Genomic DNA, 16,805 nt, shown 5'->3' on the forward strand with positions numbered 1-16,805 from the left:
AAGATTACATTAGCTACTATAACAACGAACGAATCATGCTTAATTTAAAGATGAGCCCTGCTCAATACAGAGCTCAGTACCTAAGTAAAAGCGTGGCTTAAGAGTCCAAGAAAAGGGGTTCACTCCACATGCCTGTCTCGTACTCGAACTTTTAATGTTTTGGTGTGCCTTACCATGCTGTATACAGTACCAATACCAACCTATACTGCAAAGACTTTAGCAGTCTGTTAAGAGGTTAAGGGGCTGCTTACGCACCCTTCGCTATCCATCCTCGCATTAAAATTACGAGGTCTTACGCGATTTTGATAATACCCTTGCATGCTGGGACAGTGCTTAGGTCTAATGGCTGTTTTATGGGCATTGTTGGTCGTAACTGGTGGTGCTTGCGTGCTTAAGAATGGTGGAGTTGCACATGCTCAATGATCAGCGTCACACATTGGTTCTCGGTGGAATTCGCTCGGGGAAAACCGGATTGGCTGAGGCTCAGGCGTTGCAACAGTCGTTGCCGGTGGTTTATGTGGCTACGGCTACGGCGGGTGATGAGGAAATGACTCAGCGCATCAGTCGTCATCAAACTTTACGTCCAGATGTTTGGGGGTTGGTGGAAGAACCTTTAGATCTGGCTAAAGTTCTGCGTGAGCAGGGTCGACAGAGTCCAGTACCGTGTTTGTTGATTGACTGTATGAGTCTATGGGTGAGTAATTTATTGCACATTGGTGATGCTCAGTTTCAGCGCCAGCGTGATGCCTTTCTTGAGCAGATTGAAAGCTATCCTGGGTCATTGATTGTTGTTAGCAATGAAACAGGTTTAGGGACTATTGGTATGGATCCACTGACCCGAAAGTTTTGCGATGAATTAGGTTGGCTCAATCAAGCCTTAGCACAGCGTTGTCAGCATGTTGTTTTAGCAGTGGCGGGATTATCTTTGGTTTTGAAGGATTCTGTCGACAACGATGTTGAATAGAGCGAGTTTGTTTTGAATGCAAGAGCGGGTTCAATGAAGTCGTAGTGTTTGCGCATCTGGGTCTAAGCTTCACCGGTTTGCTGATTCACTTTATATATTTTAGTTTTTTAGAGCCAATACATCTTGAGGGTGTGTTGGGTTGGCTAATTTTTGCCGATTATTATCCAAGGGTTTAAGCATTGACCATAAGGTGAGGCATTGTTAGCCTTGCTGCGCGTTTTCAGGTGTTGTTATGGCTGCATAGCGGTTATAACAGTGAAACGGGAAGCCGGTTTAAGTCCGGCACTGCCCCCGCAACGGTAAGTGAGAGAACAGCCTAAGTGAATACCACTGTGCTTGGCATGGGAAGGTGTGCGCTGTTGAGCGATCGCAACTCACAAGTCCGGAGACCGGCCTGTTAACACACCGAAGACTGCGGAGGGCCGTTGCGGTGGGTAAGCACCAACTTGTCTTACGGCTTTCCCCACCTCTCAAGCTGATTTTTTATCAGTGCTAGGCTCCATCGGCTCGCTCTGAATAATCCCGCGAGTGTGAACTGTGCGACTGTGCGTTATCTGTCTACTGATTTAAGCAATGAGAGTTGATTCATGATATTTCGGTCTATTAAAGCACTGTTGTTTGCCTTGTTATCGATGCCAGTATTGGTGTGGGCACAGGTATGTGTAGAAGACCAGAGCGGTCAGCAGTTGTGTTTACCTGAACCTGCGCAACGTATTGCTACCTTATCGCCTGGGGCAACTGAGTTGACCTTTGCTGCTGGGGCTGGTCGCAAAGTTGTGGCGGGTGTTAATCACAGCGATTATCCACCAGCAGCATTGAAACTGCCGTTGGTTGGAACACACACTAAAGTTGATGTGGAAGCGTTGTTGGCATTGCAGCCTGATTTGGTCATTACTTGGGTGACAGGCAACCCGCCCGCACAAGTAGAGATGTTGCAGGCACTCGGTTTACCGTTATTTGCCATTGAGCCGCGAAGCTTTGCAGAGGTGGCTGATGTGCTTGAGCGTTTATCCATTTTGGCGGGAACTGAACAAGTAGGTTTTGCTGAAGCTGAGCGTTTTCGCGAAGGTATGGCAACGCTTGCTGAGGCGTATCTCGATGCTGAGCCGGTCTCGGTATTTTATCAGGTGTGGGAAACCCCTTTGATGACGATTAATAACCAACACTTAATTAGTAAAGTATTACAGCTGTGTGGTGGGGTGAATATTTTTGCTGATATGCCACGTTTGATCCCTAGAGTCAGTGCGGAAGTGGTCTTGGAAGCGGATCCGCAGGTTATTTTGACGGGTAGTGTGGAAGGGTTGGAAGACAATCAGTTGGATCGTTGGAAAAGTTATCCAAAAATGACAGCTGTAGCACAAGACAATTTGTTTTTTGTACCAGCTTCACCGATCTCTAGACCTACACCGCGTTTAATTGAAGCCAGTCGTGATATTTGTCAGAAATTGGATATTGCCCGTGCACGTTAAAAAGGTGGGCGCCATGATGCGGACTGTATCTGCGCTGAGTTTGATGGCTTTAGTTACGATGTTATTGGCTCTGGCAATTGGTAGTGTGACTATTGCGCCGGCAGAGTTATGGGCGGTAGTGCAAGGTGAGGGTAGTACTTTACACCGCACCTTGGTATTTGAACTGCGTTTGCCGCGTGCGTTAGCGGCCTTTGCTACGGGAGGGTTGTTGGCTGTAGCTGGTGCACTGATGCAAGTGTTGTTGCGCAATCCGCTAGCTGATCCTTATGTTTTAGGTTTGTCTGGCGGCGCCGCAGTGGGCGCTTTGTTGGCGATGTTGAGTGGCCTAGGGGCAGTGCTGATCTCTGGAGCAGCCTTTAGTGGTGCTATGTTGGCGATGCTTTTGGTCTTTGGGTTGGCGCAAGGGACCGGTAGTTGGACTGCTTCACGCTTATTGCTGACGGGTGTAGTAGTTGCGGCCGGTTGGGGAGCGGTAATTACGCTTATGTTGGCACTGACGCCATCCTACAAGTTGCCTGGCATGTTGTATTGGCTGATGGGAGATATGTCGTATGCACGTACGCCCTGGCCTGCACTCTTGATCTTGCTGTTTGCCATTGTGCTGGTGATGCCATTGGCGCGTAACCTCAATGTGCTGGCCCGTGGTCCAATGCAGGCTGCCGCGTTAGGAGTATCAGTACGTCCTTTAGAATGGACCGTTTATGTATTGGCCAGCCTGATGACAGCGACTGCAGTCACCACGGCCGGTAGTATTGGTTTTGTTGGTCTGATCGTACCGCATATGTTGCGTTTGGTATTAGGTAATGATCAGCGCATTATTTTACCAGCCAGTGCTTTAGCTGGCGGCAGTTTATTGGTTTTGGCTGACACTGTGGCTCGGACTGTGATTGCTCCAGAACAATTACCTGTGGGGGTGATTACTGCGTTGTTGGGTGTACCGACTTTCCTTTATTTATTGCATCGGAGTCGTTAATGAGTCATTTGCAGACCTGCGATTTAATTATCAATGTGCCAGCAAGAGCGGATGGCTTTCCACTTAATGTGCATATTCAGTCGGGTCAAATCTGGGGTGTGCTAGGCCCTAATGGCGCAGGAAAAACCACTTTGTTGCATACTTTGGCAGGTTTGTTGCCGTCCCGTAGCGGTCAGGTGTTGTTAAATGAAACACCTTTGGCCGAGCTTAAACGTCGTACTGTGGCGCAGCAATTGGGTTTGGTGTTTCAAGACCGTCAAGACAGCTTTCCTGCAACGGTGATGGAAACAGCATTGATTGGCCGTCATCCATGGTTATCCCCTTGGGAAGCAGAAGGTCATGAGGATCAACAGCGTGCTCAGCAAGCCCTTGCGGCATTGGATGTTGCACACTTATCTAGGCGATTGCTGAGCACTTTATCGGGTGGAGAGCGGCAACGAGTGGCCATCGCTACATTGATGACGCAAAACCCTGATATTTGGTTATTGGATGAGCCGACTAATCATTTGGATTTACACCATCAGGTTAAAGTGATGCGTTTGCTCAGAGCGCAGGCGGCGGGTGGTAAAGCCGTCTTTATGTGCTTGCACGATCTCAATTTAGCAGCTCGCTGGTGCAGTCATGTGTTACTGCTGTATCCCAATGGTGATGCGTGTTGGGGAGAAGCAGCAAGTATGCTGAAACTTGAAGCATTGGAGCAGCTGTATCAGCAAAAGTTGATCACCGTGGCAGCGGGTGGCGTGCCTGTTTTTGTGCCTGTGGATGACGGTCTGTGATGAATAGCATCGTGCTTGGCTGTAAGTTCATTTTAAAGTGTCCGCTGTATTAAAGAATGAGAATGGGTGCGAAACTGACACGTTCTTAGCATTTAAATTATTAGGATAACCCTCATGAGTAAAGCTGTACGCAACCCTGAACGCCATGCTGAACGTATGGCGATTAAACAAAAAATCATGCAAGAACGTATTTCCAAAGCGCAGAAAGAGCAGGGCGTTTTACTGGTGTTGACTGGCTCTGGTAAAGGCAAAAGCAGCTCCGGTTTTGGCATGGTGGCGCGTGCTTTAGGCCATGAAATGAAAGTGGGCATTGTGCAATTTATTAAGGGTGCTTTTAGTACCGGTGAGCATGCTTTTTTCCGTGATTTGCCCAACATCGATTATCACGTGATGGGGCAAGGCTACACTTGGGATACACAAAATCGCGAGCAAGATGTGGTTGCGGCCAACGCAGCATGGGATATTGTGGCTGGCATGCTACAAGATGACAGCTATGATTTAATCTTACTCGATGAGCTAAATATTGCCCTGAAATATGATTATTTGGATTTAGACCGCGTACTGGATGATTTGCAGGCCCGCCCTGAAATGCAGCACGTCGTGGTCACTGGACGCTATGCACCGCAGGAGTTGATAGATATTGCCGATACTGTGACTGAAATGAAGGTAGTGAAACATGCCTTTAAAGATCAAGGTATCAAAGCGCAAAAAGGTATTGAGTTATAAATGATCACCTTGATGATTCAGGGTACGACCTCGGATGCGGGCAAAACTACAGTGGTTGCTGCCTTATGTCGTTGGCTAGCGCGGCAAGGAGTTTCGGTAGCACCATTCTCGCGGTCGGGCATGGCCGTCTAGCAGTAGGAATCCCCGTCCTTTAGGCCGGGGAGGATGTCAAGCGCTTCGAACCATTTTGCTGGAGTACAAGAACAGCTATGACTGATCATAACCGCCCATTTAGTGATGACGAACGTGCAGGCTTGTATCGTGCGATTTATGAGCGTCGCGATGTACGCTCACAGTTCCTACCGGATCCCATCCCATATCCAGTGCTAGCGCGTCTGTTGAAGGCTGCGCATCATGCACCGTCGGTGGGTTTTATGCAGCCGTGGGATTTTGTTTTAATCGATAGTTTGGAAGTACGCCAGCAAGTCTTGGCGAGTTTTCATGAAGAAAATGCGAAGGCAGCTCATAACTACACTGGTGAGCGGCAACAGACATACCGTAACTTGAAACTGCAGGGCATTATAGAAAGTCCGTTGAATCTATGCATCACCTGTGATCGCAGTCGCGGTGGTGATCATGTATTAGGACGTAACTCTATTGTTGAGATGGATTTATTCAGTACTTGTCTTGCCGTACAAAATTTCTGGTTGGCAGCGCGTGCAGAAGGTATTGGCGTGGGTTGGGTCAGTATTTTGGATCAAGACAAGCTAGCCGATATTTTGCATCTACCGGGTCACGTTTATCCGTTGGCGTACTTGTGTGTAGGCTATGTCAGTGAATTTTTAGATCAGCCAGAGTTAGAAACCAAGGGTTGGCGCTCACGCTTACCGTTGGAAAGCCTAATCCACCATAATACTTGGTCAGAGGCGTTGGATGACCAAGCTTTGCTGGATCAGTTTGAGAAGTAATCAGCTGCACTTCCATTGTCGCTACGGTCATTCCTGTTGTTGCCCTTATTCGACCTTCTACAAAAGCTAGCAAAGAAATTTCAATGCCTTTATGAGTAAATGAAAGTAATGCTTCAGGTGAAGGTGCATTGTGTTGCGAGTTTTGTAGGCATTTTGTCATCTAAGCGTCACTGCATTGTCATAGTTTTCTATAAGAATAGCCCGCATTCGATTAGCGGGAAGTCACTATGTCCATGTCAAGTCATTCCGATATTGTCGTTATTGGCGGCGGTATTCTTGGATGCTCTATTGCCAGTTATTTAAGTCAGCAGACAGGTCTTAAAATTACAGTAGTTGAGCGTACTGGTTTAGCTGAGCAAACCACTAGCCAAGCTGCTGGCCTTTTAACTCGAATTCGCTCGTCAAAGGCATTGACTGTTTTGGCTATGGAAACCTTTGCTGCCATTGATCAGCTGGCTGAGCATACTGGCGAATCATTGCCTTTGCAGCGAGTTGGTAGCTTGCAAGTAGCAGCATCTGAGCAAGGCTTGCAGCAGCTAAATAGGCTGGTAACGCAGGCTGCGGCGTTTGCGCAAAATAGTGAATGGTTGCAGCCTGCTGATGCTGAACAGCTAGCGCCTTGGTTGTCTTTAACTGAACAAACACGTGCACTGTATTTGCCTGATGATGGCTATATCGATCCTTATGCTTTGTGTATGGCTTATGCACGTGCTGCTCGTAATCGAGGGGTGGTCTTTCGTTTGTATCAAGAAGTGACCTCAGTACTGAACGAGGCGGACAAGGTGTATGGAGTTCAGTTAGCTAGCGGCGAAATTTTGCATGCGGGTTTGGTCATTGACGCAGCAGGTCCATGGAGTACTGCTTTAGCGCGGCAGCAAGGGGTTAATTTAGCGATGGCTCCAGTGCGCAGCCATTACTGGATTTCAGCGTATCACGCGCAAGTTCTGCGCGGAGCTCCTATGACTATTTTTCCTGACAGTGGTTCTTATGCCCGACCAGAAGTGGGTGGTTTACTGTTTGGGATGCGTGACAAAAATGCTGTGACGGCTCACCCTTCTGACCTACCAAATAATCTACAGGGCTTTTCTTTTGCCACGGATGCTAACGGTGACGAAGCTTTGGCTGATGGATATGTGGCGCTGCAACAACAATGTTCGTTATTGGATGAGTTGGATTTAGCCCACTATATCAGCAGCGTGTCGAGCTACACCCCAGATAACATCCCCCTAATAGGCGCAATGCCAGGGGTTGAGGGTTTTTTTGCGGCAACAGGGTGCTCAGGTGCTGGGGTTGGATTATCCGGTGGGATTGGGCGTTTAGTTGCTGATTTAGCCACGGGCTGTACTCCTTTTATTGATCCTGCTGCTTTTCGTTTAGACCGCTTTGGCGCGGTTGATTCTTTTGATCCAGATTTTATTCAGCGTTGCGCAGCGGCGCGTGCTCGAAAACGTTCTGGTTAGACCTTACGGAGACTTTAATGAACTCAAAAGCACCTTATTTACTCACCCCAGGCCCCTTAACTACCAGTTTGTCGGTGAAGCAGGCCATGCTTAAAGACTGGGGGTCTTGGGACGGTGAATTTAATGACATGACAGCGCAAATTTGTCAGCGTCTGTTGTCTGTGGCGGGTGCAGAGCAGACGCATGTTTGTGTGCCAGTGCAGGGCAGCGGTACTTTTGCAGTGGAGGCGGTTTTAGGCACCCTGATTGATCCCGACAGCTATACGTTGGTGTTGATGAATGGTGCATATGGGCAGCGTGTAGGTGAGATTTTAGAGTACCTCAAACGTCCGTATATGGTGCTTGATAAAGGTGACTATGTGCCACCTCGCGGCTTTGAAGTGGCTCAGTTATTAGAGTCCAATCCAAAAATTGAACAGGTGGTTCTGATTCATTGTGAAACCAGCTCAGGGATTCTTAATCCGCTAGAAGAAATTGCTGCAGTGTGCGCGCAGGCGGGAGTGCGTTTGATTTTAGACAGCATGAGTGCTTTTGGTGCTGTGCCAGTCAATATGGCTGATCTACCTTGTGCCGCATTGATTTCCTCGGCTAACAAATGTTTTGAAGGGGTGCCAGGGTTTGGTTTTGCCTTAATTGAACGTCAATGGTTGGAAGGAGCGCAGGGGCGGTGCCACAGTTTATCGTTAGATTTATATGAGCAGTGGCGACATATGGAGAACAGTGGTAAGTGGCGTTATACCCCGCCAACCCATGTGATTGCTGCTTTTTTACAAGCGCTTAAAGAGCATCAAGCCGAGGGTGGTGTACAAGGACGTTTGGCTCGCTATACCCGTAATCGTGACCGCTTAGTGGCCGGTATGCGTGCCTTAGGCTTTCAGACATTATTAGATGATGAATGGTTGTCGCCCATTATCACCACCTTTTTATCACCTAGCAGTGAGTCGTTTGATTTCACTCAATTTTACGCTCTGATCAAGCAGAAGGGGTTTGTGATTTATCCCGGAAAGCTGACAGTAGCGGATAGCTTTCGTATTGGCTGTATTGGTCAGCTTTTTGATGAGCAAATTGATGCGGTATTACTGGCTGTTTCCCATGCGTGCATGCAAATGGGGATGACTGTACCTGTACCTGCACCGAATTTGTTATCGCCCCAATTAAAAACTGCTTAAAGGATTTGTTATGTACCGTTATTCCCGTTCGTATGTTGGCCCAGTTCAAGCCGTTATTTTGGACTTGGCTGGAACCTGTATTGATTTTGGCTCTTTGGCTCCGATTCAAGCGTTTTTAAAATTGTTTATGGATGAAGGCTTAGAGATTACAGAGGCAGAGGCGCGAGGCCCGATGGGGACAGAAAAACGCGAGCATATTCGTCAATTATTAGCGATGCCACGCATTGCCCAAGCATGGAGTGAGATTCACGGTGCAGCACCTCATGAGGATGATATTGAGCGTTTATACCAAGCGTTTTTACCGTTGCAAACAGCCGCTATTGCCGAACGTTCTGAATTGATTAGTGGCGCCTTAGAGTTACAAGAATTTGCTCATAATCATGGTATTCGGTTGGGTGTGAATACCGGTTATAGCCGTGAAATGTTTGAGGTGATGTTGCCTGCGTTAGAGCGTCAAGGTTTTCAGCCACAAAGTATTGTTTGCGCGACAGAAGTGCCCCTGGGGCGTCCAGCACCTTATATGAGTTTGCGCGGCATGATAGAGCTGGGTGCACAAGCAGTGCAGGCCTGTGTGAAAGTGGATGATACCGCTACAGGTATTGAGGAAGGGTTAAATGCCGGCATGTGGACTGTGGCGGTGGTTGCATCCGGTAATGCCTTAGGGTTATCAGAAGAGCAGTTTTTTAGTTTGTCCGAAGTGGAGCGTAGTCAGCGTATTGCCGTAGCGCGCAGCAAAATGGCGCAGTCCGGAGCTCACTATGTAATTGATTCCATTGCTGATTTACCCCGTGTAATCCAGTGCATTCAAGAGCAATTACAGCTTGGTGTTTGCCCCTAAAAAGAGCTGAAAATTCTTTCGGATTGTCACAAAGTTGCAATTTTAGCTGCTTATCATTGGCTGCAATAAGAATTTCGGTCAGCCAATGATGACCTCTTGATATAACCATAAGGAAGGCTACGTGAAACTTTTCAAATCAGTACTAGCGCTTGCTCTTTGTAGTGTCATTGCTGGTGTACAGGCGCAAACAGAATTGACGGTTTATACCGGGTTGGAAGCCGACTCGCTGAAAAAATACGCCCAACGTTTTAATGAAGATCATCCAGATATCAAAATTAATTGGGTGCGCGATTCAACTGGAGTGATTACAGCACGTTTACTTGCCGAGAAAGACAATCCGCGTGCAGATGTGGTATGGGGGCTCGGTGGTACCAGCTTACTGATGCTGAAAAACGAGAATATGCTGCAACCATATAAGCCAGTGGGCTTTGACCGGCTTTCTGCTCAGTTCAGTGATCAAGCACCAGAGCCTTCTTGGGTCGGGATGAATGCCTGGATGGCTGCTTTGTGTGTGAATACCATTGAAATGGAAAAGAAAGGACTGCCAATGCCAAACAGTTGGCAGGATCTGACTCAGCCTGTGTATCAAGGGCAAATTGTGATGCCTAATCCAAGTTCATCGGGGACAGGCTTTTTAGATGTCTCAGCTTGGTTACAACTGATGGGTGATGATGCGGGCTGGGCTTATATGGATGGATTGCATAAGAACATCAATCGTTATACCCATTCAGGTTCTAAGCCGTGCAAAATGGCAGCCACTGGTGAAGTGCCTATTGGAGTGTCTTTTGCTTTTCGTGGTGTACGTTTAAAGCATCAAGGTGCGCCAATTGAGTTGGTGTATCCAAGTGAGGGGTTGGGTTGGGAAGTGGAAGCTGCAGCCATTATTAAAGGCACTACTAAAACGGCAGCAGCTAAAACTTTAATGGATTGGGTGGTCAGTCCAAAAGCTATGAAGATGTACAACGAAGGCTTTGCCATTGTGGCATTACCAGAGGCCGCGAAACCGGTTAAACACTTCCCCGAACATGCACAAGAGCTGCTCATTGACAATGATCTTGCTTGGGCGGCAGAGCATCGCCAAGCAATTTTGAGCAAATGGCAGCAACGCTATGACGGTAAGTCTGAAGCGCAATAAGTGTATGCACAGCAATAAACTCTAATAAGGCAGAGGATGACAACATGCAAAAGTCCACTCAAGGCAGTCGACTGGTAGTGAAAAATGTCAGCAAAGATTTTGGCAATTTTTCTGCGCTGCGCAATATCAATTTAGATATTCAGCCGGGTGAGTTGGTGTGTTTTTTAGGGCCATCGGGCTGTGGTAAAACCACCTTACTCAGAATTATTGCTGGTTTAGAGCAGCAGACGTCTGGGATGCTGTTTCAAGGAGAAGAGGATATTTCTTTGCAGCCGCCCAGTGCGCGTGATTTTGGCATAGTGTTCCAGTCCTATGCTTTATTCCCTAATATGACCATTGCCGACAACGTAGCCTATGGTTTGCGTTGTTTACGCGTGCCGAAGGCTCAGATTAAAACGCGAGTAGCTGCGCTACTAGAGACTGTAGGTTTGCCGGATCAGGCGAAGAAATATCCAACTCAGTTGTCGGGTGGTCAGCAGCAACGTGTCGCACTGGCGCGTGCTTTGGCGCCCAATCCGGGCTTGTTATTGCTAGATGAACCATTGTCTGCTTTAGACGCCAAAGTGCGTCATCATTTACGGACTGAAATTCGCCAACTGCAACAAAAACTGGGTGTGACGACCATTATGGTCACCCATGACCAAGAAGAAGCATTGGCGATGGCTGATCGGGTTGTGGTGATGAATAATGGGGTGATTGAACAGGTAGGCACGCCGATGGAAATTTATCAGCAGCCTGCTTCTGCCTTTGTTGCTGAGTTTATTGGATCGATGAACTTCATTGGTCATTCTGCAGTAACAGGTCGCTCGGCACAGTTAGATGCCCGAGTGTTGGCGTTAAAACAGCCTATTTCGGTGGTGCAGGATAATATCCGTTTAGCCATTCGACCTGAAGATGTGCATTTACAGCCTTTAGATGGTCCAGGTTGGACGGCACAGGTCGAACACTTGGATTACTTAGGTGCCTTTATTCGTGCTCAAGTGACCTTGCGCGAGTGGGGCTTAAGTTTGCTCGTGGATGTGGATCCGCGCACAGCACGCCAGTTAGGTTTAAGCCGTGGTTCTTGGGTGAATGTCACCTTGCCTTCTGACTCACTGCACTGTTTTGCAGCTTGAGCAGCATCCTGTTTTTTACTGAATGATGAACTTATGAATCTTCCTGCACCTGGTGCCCGATCTATGCCACTGATGGTTCAGCTCAGTCAGTTGCGTCATCGATGGGGTTTTGCCTTATTGCTATTAATGGGATGCGTTACACTGACCTTGCTCGTGTTCGCACCACTATATACGCTGCTTTCAAAAAGTGTTGAAAACAAAGCAGGCGAGTTTGTTGGGCTGGCCAACTTTGCGCAGTATTTAGGCTCAAGCGCCTTTGAGTCGGCTTTTTTTAACTCATTATGGGTTGCTAGTTTGAGTACTGTGCTGGTGGTGTTATTAGCTTTCGCTGCCGCTTGGGCCTTAACTCGTACACGTTTGGCTTTAACGGGACTTATTCGCGGTATTTTGATCGTACCTATTTTAGCGCCATCGTTATTATCTGCGATCAGCTTGGTCTATTTATTTGGTAACCAAGGCCTGCTAAAAAGTTGGCTCTTTGGAGCTGATATTTATGGTCCTATTGGCGTTGTTTTAGGTTCAGTATTTTGGACCTTTCCCCATGCGCTCATGATTATTTTAACTTCTATGGAAAATGCCGATGGTCGGCACTATGAAGCGGCAGCCTCACTTAAAGCCAGTCCGTTGCGCATTTTTTGGACGGTCACGGTGCCAGGTGCTCGTTATGGTTTAATCAGCGCAGCGTTTGTGGTGTTTACTCTAGTGATCACTGACTTTGGCGTGCCGAAAGTGATTGGCGGTCAATTTAATGTATTGGCCACTGATATTTATAAGCAAGTTGTGGGGCAGCAACAATTTGAAATGGGTGCTGTGGTTAGTGTGCTGTTGCTAGTACCAGCGCTATTAGCTTTTGCAGCGGATCGTTATGTGCAACGTAAGCAGATTGCTAGTTTTACAGCGCAATCAGTACCTTATCGACCACAGGTAAATAAACTTCGTGATGCTGTAAGTGTGCTGTTATTGCTGCCCACAGTGCTCTTCATTTTGGCGATTTTAGGAACAGCGGTATATGCCTCTTTTGTTACCTTTTGGCCTTATAACTTAGATTTAAGTCTGAAAAATTATCAATTTGACTTGATGGATGGCGGTGGTTGGGGCGCTTACTTTAACAGTATTCAGATGGCACTAGGGGTGATGGCTCTAGGTACTGTGTTGGTCTTCTTTAATGCATGGTTGATGGAGCGGACACCGCAACCATCTGTAGTGAAGGGTTTATTTCAGTTATTGGCCATGCTGCCTTTGGCCGTGCCTGGTTTGGTATTGGGCTTGTCGTACATTTTCTTTTTTAATAACCCTAATAATCCATTAGGCGTGATTTATGGCTCTTTGTTTATTTTAATCCTTTGCACTGTGGCTCATTTTTATGCGGTATCTCATTTAACTGCTGTGACCGCAATTAAACAGTTGGACCGTGAATTTGAGGCCGTAGGTGAGTCGCTCAAAGCATCACGTTGGCGAGTGCTCTTTACCGTCACTGTACCGTTATGTTTACCGGCAATATTAGATGTGGCGTTGTACTTATTTGTGAATGCCATGACCACAGTATCTGCGGTTGTGTTTTTGTACGGTCATGAGTCGCAATTGGCTTCAGTGGCTGTACTTAATATGGATGAAGCAGGTGATACTGCTGCGGCTGCAGCTATGGCGGTATTAATTACTGCAACCTGTGCTGCTGCTAAATTGCTGCAGGGGGTATTGCGCTTCTGTTTGGATCGTAAAACCAAGGTTTGGCGGCAGGGTCGAGTATGAGCTTGACTGCGATTTTTATTGTGCTGTTGTCAGCACTTACGCATGCCAGTTGGAATTTATTTGGAAAAAGCGTCAGTCCCAGTGGCGCTTTTTTTTGGCACAGTACTTTTTGGGGAGGCTTGCTTAGCTTGCCAGTATTGCTTTGGTACTGGGATGTTTTAAGTCTTTTTACTGTTGATATTTGGTGGCTAATCGTACTGACTGGTTTGTTTCAAGCTTTGTATTTGAGTACTTTAGCAGCGGCTTATCGATATGGTGATATGTCGGTGGTGTACCCCATGGCTCGTTCTTCGCCATTGATTATCTTACTGGTAGGAGCATTATTTTTAGGCACCGCGGACCAGATCACTTTTTTGGCCGTGTTGGGTATTGTGTTGATTGTAGGTGGGTGTGTGATTTTACCCATGCGCTATATGCGTAGTTTTAATCGTTCCAATTACATAAATTTAGCTACGTTATTTGCCTTGTTGGCAGCGCTCAGTACAGCGGGGTATTCCTTAGTAGATGATAGAGCAACGCGCCAGATTCGTGAATTGCCACAGTTGGTGATTGGCAGTGGTGAGGTGGCGCTACTGTTTGTGATTTTACAAGCTTGGTCGGCTTTGATTTGGTTGTCGATCGGAGTGTTCTGTCAGTCTAAAGAACGACAGTTGATGAGTACTTTATTTGCTAACTGGCGCAGTACTATGGCAGCTGGAGCTCTGATTCTAGCGACCTATGCATTGGTTGTTTGGGCCATGGCTTATGCAGACGATGTGAGTTATGTAGTGGCTTTTCGTCAGATCAGTATTCCTATTGGGGTTGTATTGGGCTGGTTATTTTTAAAAGAATCAATGCATGGGCCGAAGATCATCGGAACTGGAATCATTTTGTTAGGGTTGTTTTTGGTCGTCTTGGGTTGAGGTAGATGATTTCTGTATGATGGAGCCCCTCTTACCAAACTGCGTAAGAGGGCAGAGAGTTAAGTGGACAGTTTATCTTGGGTGCGCAGTTCAAAGTCAGAGGCATCATGACGCTCGTGCAGTTGCTCTGAGGGGTCGCCCCAAGTGCGGTTCACCATGCGTCCACGCTGTACTGCTGGGCGTACAAGGATTTCTTCAGCCCAGCGTCGAACGTGCTTATAGTCCTTGACCTGCAAAAATTCTGCGGCGTCGTAGGTATTGCCAAGCACTAAGTTTCCATACCAAGGCCAGCTAGCTATATCAGCGATGCTGTATTCATCGCCTCCTAGGTAGCGTTTTTGTACCAGTTCACGGTTCAGTACATCGAGTTGGCGCTTAGTTTCCATGGTGAAACGGTTAATGGGGTATTCAAACTTTTCCGGTGCGTACGCATAGAAATGACCAAAGCCACCACCTAAGTAAGGTGCCGAACCTTGTAGCCAAAACAACCAGTTTAAGACTTCAGTGCGTGCGATTGGATCTTTTGCGAGGAAGTGCCCAAATTTTTCAGCTAAATACAGTAAAATAGCCCCACTTTCGAAGACGCGGCTACCGGTCTCAACGTCTAAGAGGGCGGGGATTTTGGAGTTTGGATTGATCTCAACAAAGCCAGAAGAAAATTGATCGCCTTCGTTTATTTTAATCAGATGAGCGTCGTATTCGGCTCCTTGAACCCCTAATTCTAAAAGCTCTTCGAGCATAATAGTTATTTTTTGGCCATTAGGTGTGGCTAGGGAATAGAGCTGTAATGGGTGTTGACCTTGCGGTAAGGTTGCATCGTGGGTTGGACCGGCAATAGGGCGATTAATTTTGGCCCACTCGCCACCGTTTTTTGTATCCCAAGTCCAAACCTTAGGAGGCACGTAGGTATTGTTTTCAGACATATAAATTTCCCATTTATTATGAGTTAGCGTTTGGCCTGTGTTTAGTCTGGCATTTTTTCCAATTGATGCAGAATCTTATTGGTGCTGAAATCAGGCCCTTAGATTTGCTAAAACTTCAGGTTCTCTTGTAGACTGATTGGGCTATTTTAGTCAAAAAAACATCGAAATATAAAATATGTTATAATTACTCCTATCGAAGTGAAATGGGAGTATGTTTTGAAGAATACAAAAATAGCTATTTTAGGTGCGGGTCCGAGTGGTTTAGCTCAATTGCGTGCATTTGAAGCTGCACGTTTAGCAGGTGCAAAGGACCTTCCAGAAATTGTCTGCTACGAGAAGCAAAATGATATTGGCGGCATGTGGAACTACACATGGCGCACAGGCTTAGACAAGAATGGTGAGCCAGTACATGGCAGTATGTACCGTTACTTGTGGTCCAATGGCCCAAAAGAGTGTCTTGAATTTGCGGACTATTCTTTTGAAGAGCACTTTGGTGAGCCTATCCCTTCTTACCCTCCGCGCGAAGTCCTTAAAGATTACATCATGGGACGCATTGATCAGGAGAGTATCCGTAAGTACATTCGTTTTGAGTGCCCAGTACGCTGGGTGACTTTTGATGCCGAAACACAGAAATTTACTGTGACTGTGATGAATCATAAAACGGGTCAACAGGAAACCGGTGAGTTTGATTATGTAGTGGTTGCTACAGGTCATTTCTCTACGCCAAATATGCCTTACTTTAAAGGTTTGGAAGAGTTTCCTGGTCGTGTGATGCACGCCCATGACTTCCGTGATGCATTGGAGTTTAAGGATCAAGATATTTTACTGATTGGTGGCAGTTATTCTGCAGAAGACATTGGTACCCAGTGCTATAAGTACGGCACAAAGTCGGTCACGATCAGTTATCGCAGTCAAGCGTTGGGTTATGAGTGGCCAGAAGGTATGAAAGAAGTGCCTTTAGTCACGCACTTTGAGGGTAATGTAGCCCACTTTATTGATGGTACTAGCCAAGCTTTTGATGCAGTGGTGATGTGCACTGGTTATTTATTCCACTTCTCATTCTTGCCGGATGAGTTGCGTTTGGAAACGCATAACTGCCTCTACCCTGAGAACCTCTACAAAGGAATTTTCTGGCAGCAGAATCCAAAGTTGATTTACTTGGGTATGCAAGATCAGTACTTCACTTTTAATATGTTTGATGCGCAAGCATGGTATGCACGTGATGTAATTATGGGCAGAATTGATTTACCTGCTTTAGCCGCGCGTAAAGCTGATGAAAAACAGTGGGTTGATGAGTATGCTGCAGTTAAAACTGTAGATGAGGAAATTGATTTTCAAGCCAAGTATATTCGTGATCTCACTGACCCAACGGACTACCCAGAGTTTGAGGTAGAGCAGCAGGGTGAAATTTTCAAGCAGTGGCAGAAAGATAAAAAAGTCGACATTATGGGCTTTAGAGAAAAGTCCTATCGCTCAACTTTGACAGGGACTTTGGCTCCAGAATTGCCTAAACCTTGGTTGGAAATTATGGATGACTCGCTTGAGCACTTCTTAAACTTAACTTTAGTTAAAAATAAGAAGAAAAATAAAGCTGCTCATTAATATTTAAAGCAGTATAAAACGGCGCTAGATTTTTCAGCGCCGTTTTTAATGGGTATTGGAAAAGTTTAGTGCACTACTGCTGCATGAGTTGACACT

At 46.6% G+C, this 16,805-nt stretch carries 16 protein-coding genes, 1 pseudogene and 1 riboswitch; of the genes and pseudogenes, 16 read left to right on the forward strand and 1 reads right to left on the reverse strand.

Annotated elements, in window-relative coordinates:
* Positions 1-8: 8 nt before the first annotated feature.
* From TOI97_RS01860 to TOI97_RS01930, 15 genes and pseudogenes are all read left to right on the forward strand, one after another.
* Entirely contained in the window at positions 9-101 is a 93-nt protein-coding gene (locus TOI97_RS01860) for an IS3 family transposase (RefSeq protein WP_407651303.1), read from the forward strand.
* A 311-nt stretch (positions 102-412) separates the two neighbouring features.
* Positions 413-964, forward strand: a complete 552-nt coding sequence (gene cobU, locus TOI97_RS01865; protein WP_321552436.1) for a bifunctional adenosylcobinamide kinase/adenosylcobinamide-phosphate guanylyltransferase — start codon at positions 413-415, stop codon at positions 962-964.
* Between the two features lie 205 nt (positions 965-1,169).
* Positions 1,170-1,376, forward strand: a riboswitch (cobalamin riboswitch).
* A 175-nt stretch (positions 1,377-1,551) separates the two neighbouring features.
* Complete coding sequence (locus TOI97_RS01870; protein WP_321552437.1) at positions 1,552-2,433, forward strand: cobalamin-binding protein; 882 nt, start codon at positions 1,552-1,554, stop codon at positions 2,431-2,433.
* Positions 2,434-2,449: 16 nt separating this feature from the next.
* Positions 2,450-3,406, forward strand: a complete 957-nt coding sequence (locus TOI97_RS01875) for a FecCD family ABC transporter permease (protein ID WP_407651304.1) — start codon at positions 2,450-2,452, stop codon at positions 3,404-3,406.
* Positions 3,406-4,182, forward strand: coding sequence for an ABC transporter ATP-binding protein (locus tag TOI97_RS01880; RefSeq protein ID WP_321552439.1), 777 nt, complete (start codon positions 3,406-3,408; stop codon positions 4,180-4,182). Before TOI97_RS01875 ends, TOI97_RS01880 begins: the two co-directional genes overlap by 1 nt.
* Positions 4,183-4,296: 114 nt before the next feature.
* The gene (gene cobO, locus TOI97_RS01885) at positions 4,297-4,908 is read left to right on the forward strand and encodes a cob(I)yrinic acid a,c-diamide adenosyltransferase (protein ID WP_321552440.1); all 612 of its coding nucleotides are present in this window, start codon (positions 4,297-4,299) and stop codon (positions 4,906-4,908) included.
* Positions 4,909-5,037, forward strand: a pseudogene (locus TOI97_RS01890) (nucleotide-binding protein); the annotation flags it as partial.
* Positions 5,038-5,117: 80 nt separating this feature from the next.
* A complete protein-coding gene (gene bluB, locus TOI97_RS01895; protein WP_321552441.1) occupies positions 5,118-5,816 on the forward strand; it encodes a 5,6-dimethylbenzimidazole synthase in 699 nt (232 codons plus the stop codon).
* Between the two features lie 227 nt (positions 5,817-6,043).
* Positions 6,044-7,276 (forward strand): NAD(P)/FAD-dependent oxidoreductase, encoded by a 1,233-nt coding sequence (locus TOI97_RS01900; protein ID WP_321552442.1) that lies wholly within the window; start codon positions 6,044-6,046, stop codon positions 7,274-7,276.
* 17 nt (positions 7,277-7,293) lie between these two features.
* Complete coding sequence (locus TOI97_RS01905; protein WP_321552443.1) at positions 7,294-8,445, forward strand: 2-aminoethylphosphonate--pyruvate transaminase; 1,152 nt, start codon at positions 7,294-7,296, stop codon at positions 8,443-8,445.
* Between the two features lie 10 nt (positions 8,446-8,455).
* Positions 8,456-9,283 carry a phosphonoacetaldehyde hydrolase gene (gene phnX / locus TOI97_RS01910; RefSeq protein WP_321552444.1) on the forward strand — a complete coding sequence of 276 codons (828 nt, stop codon included), beginning with the start codon at positions 8,456-8,458 and terminating at the stop codon, positions 9,281-9,283.
* Positions 9,284-9,404: 121 nt separating this feature from the next.
* Positions 9,405-10,418: a putative 2-aminoethylphosphonate ABC transporter substrate-binding protein gene (locus TOI97_RS01915; protein ID WP_321552445.1), complete on the forward strand. Its 1,014-nt coding sequence runs from the start codon at positions 9,405-9,407 to the stop codon at positions 10,416-10,418.
* 44 nt (positions 10,419-10,462) lie between these two features.
* The gene (locus TOI97_RS01920) at positions 10,463-11,533 is read left to right on the forward strand and encodes a putative 2-aminoethylphosphonate ABC transporter ATP-binding protein (protein WP_321552446.1); all 1,071 of its coding nucleotides are present in this window, start codon (positions 10,463-10,465) and stop codon (positions 11,531-11,533) included.
* Between the two features lie 33 nt (positions 11,534-11,566).
* Positions 11,567-13,282, forward strand: coding sequence for a putative 2-aminoethylphosphonate ABC transporter permease subunit (locus tag TOI97_RS01925; protein WP_321552447.1), 1,716 nt, complete (start codon positions 11,567-11,569; stop codon positions 13,280-13,282).
* Positions 13,279-14,184: an EamA family transporter gene (locus TOI97_RS01930; RefSeq protein WP_321552448.1), complete on the forward strand. Its 906-nt coding sequence runs from the start codon at positions 13,279-13,281 to the stop codon at positions 14,182-14,184. Before TOI97_RS01925 ends, TOI97_RS01930 begins: the two co-directional genes overlap by 4 nt.
* A gap of 59 nt (positions 14,185-14,243) precedes the next feature.
* Here TOI97_RS01930 and yghU read toward each other — a convergent pair whose 3' ends face one another.
* On the reverse strand, positions 14,244-15,107 hold the full coding sequence (yghU, locus tag TOI97_RS01935; RefSeq protein WP_321552449.1) for a glutathione-dependent disulfide-bond oxidoreductase: 864 nt from the start codon (positions 15,105-15,107) through the stop codon (positions 14,244-14,246).
* Positions 15,108-15,323: 216 nt separating this feature from the next.
* Here yghU and TOI97_RS01940 point away from each other — a divergent pair, with 216 nt between their 5' ends.
* Complete coding sequence (locus TOI97_RS01940) at positions 15,324-16,709, forward strand: NAD(P)/FAD-dependent oxidoreductase (protein WP_321552450.1); 1,386 nt, start codon at positions 15,324-15,326, stop codon at positions 16,707-16,709.
* Positions 16,710-16,805 lie beyond the last annotated feature (96 nt).

The sequence above is a fragment of the Denitrificimonas halotolerans genome (genome assembly GCF_034259425.1).
GTDB classification, from domain to species: domain Bacteria; phylum Pseudomonadota; class Gammaproteobacteria; order Pseudomonadales; family Pseudomonadaceae; genus Denitrificimonas; species Denitrificimonas halotolerans.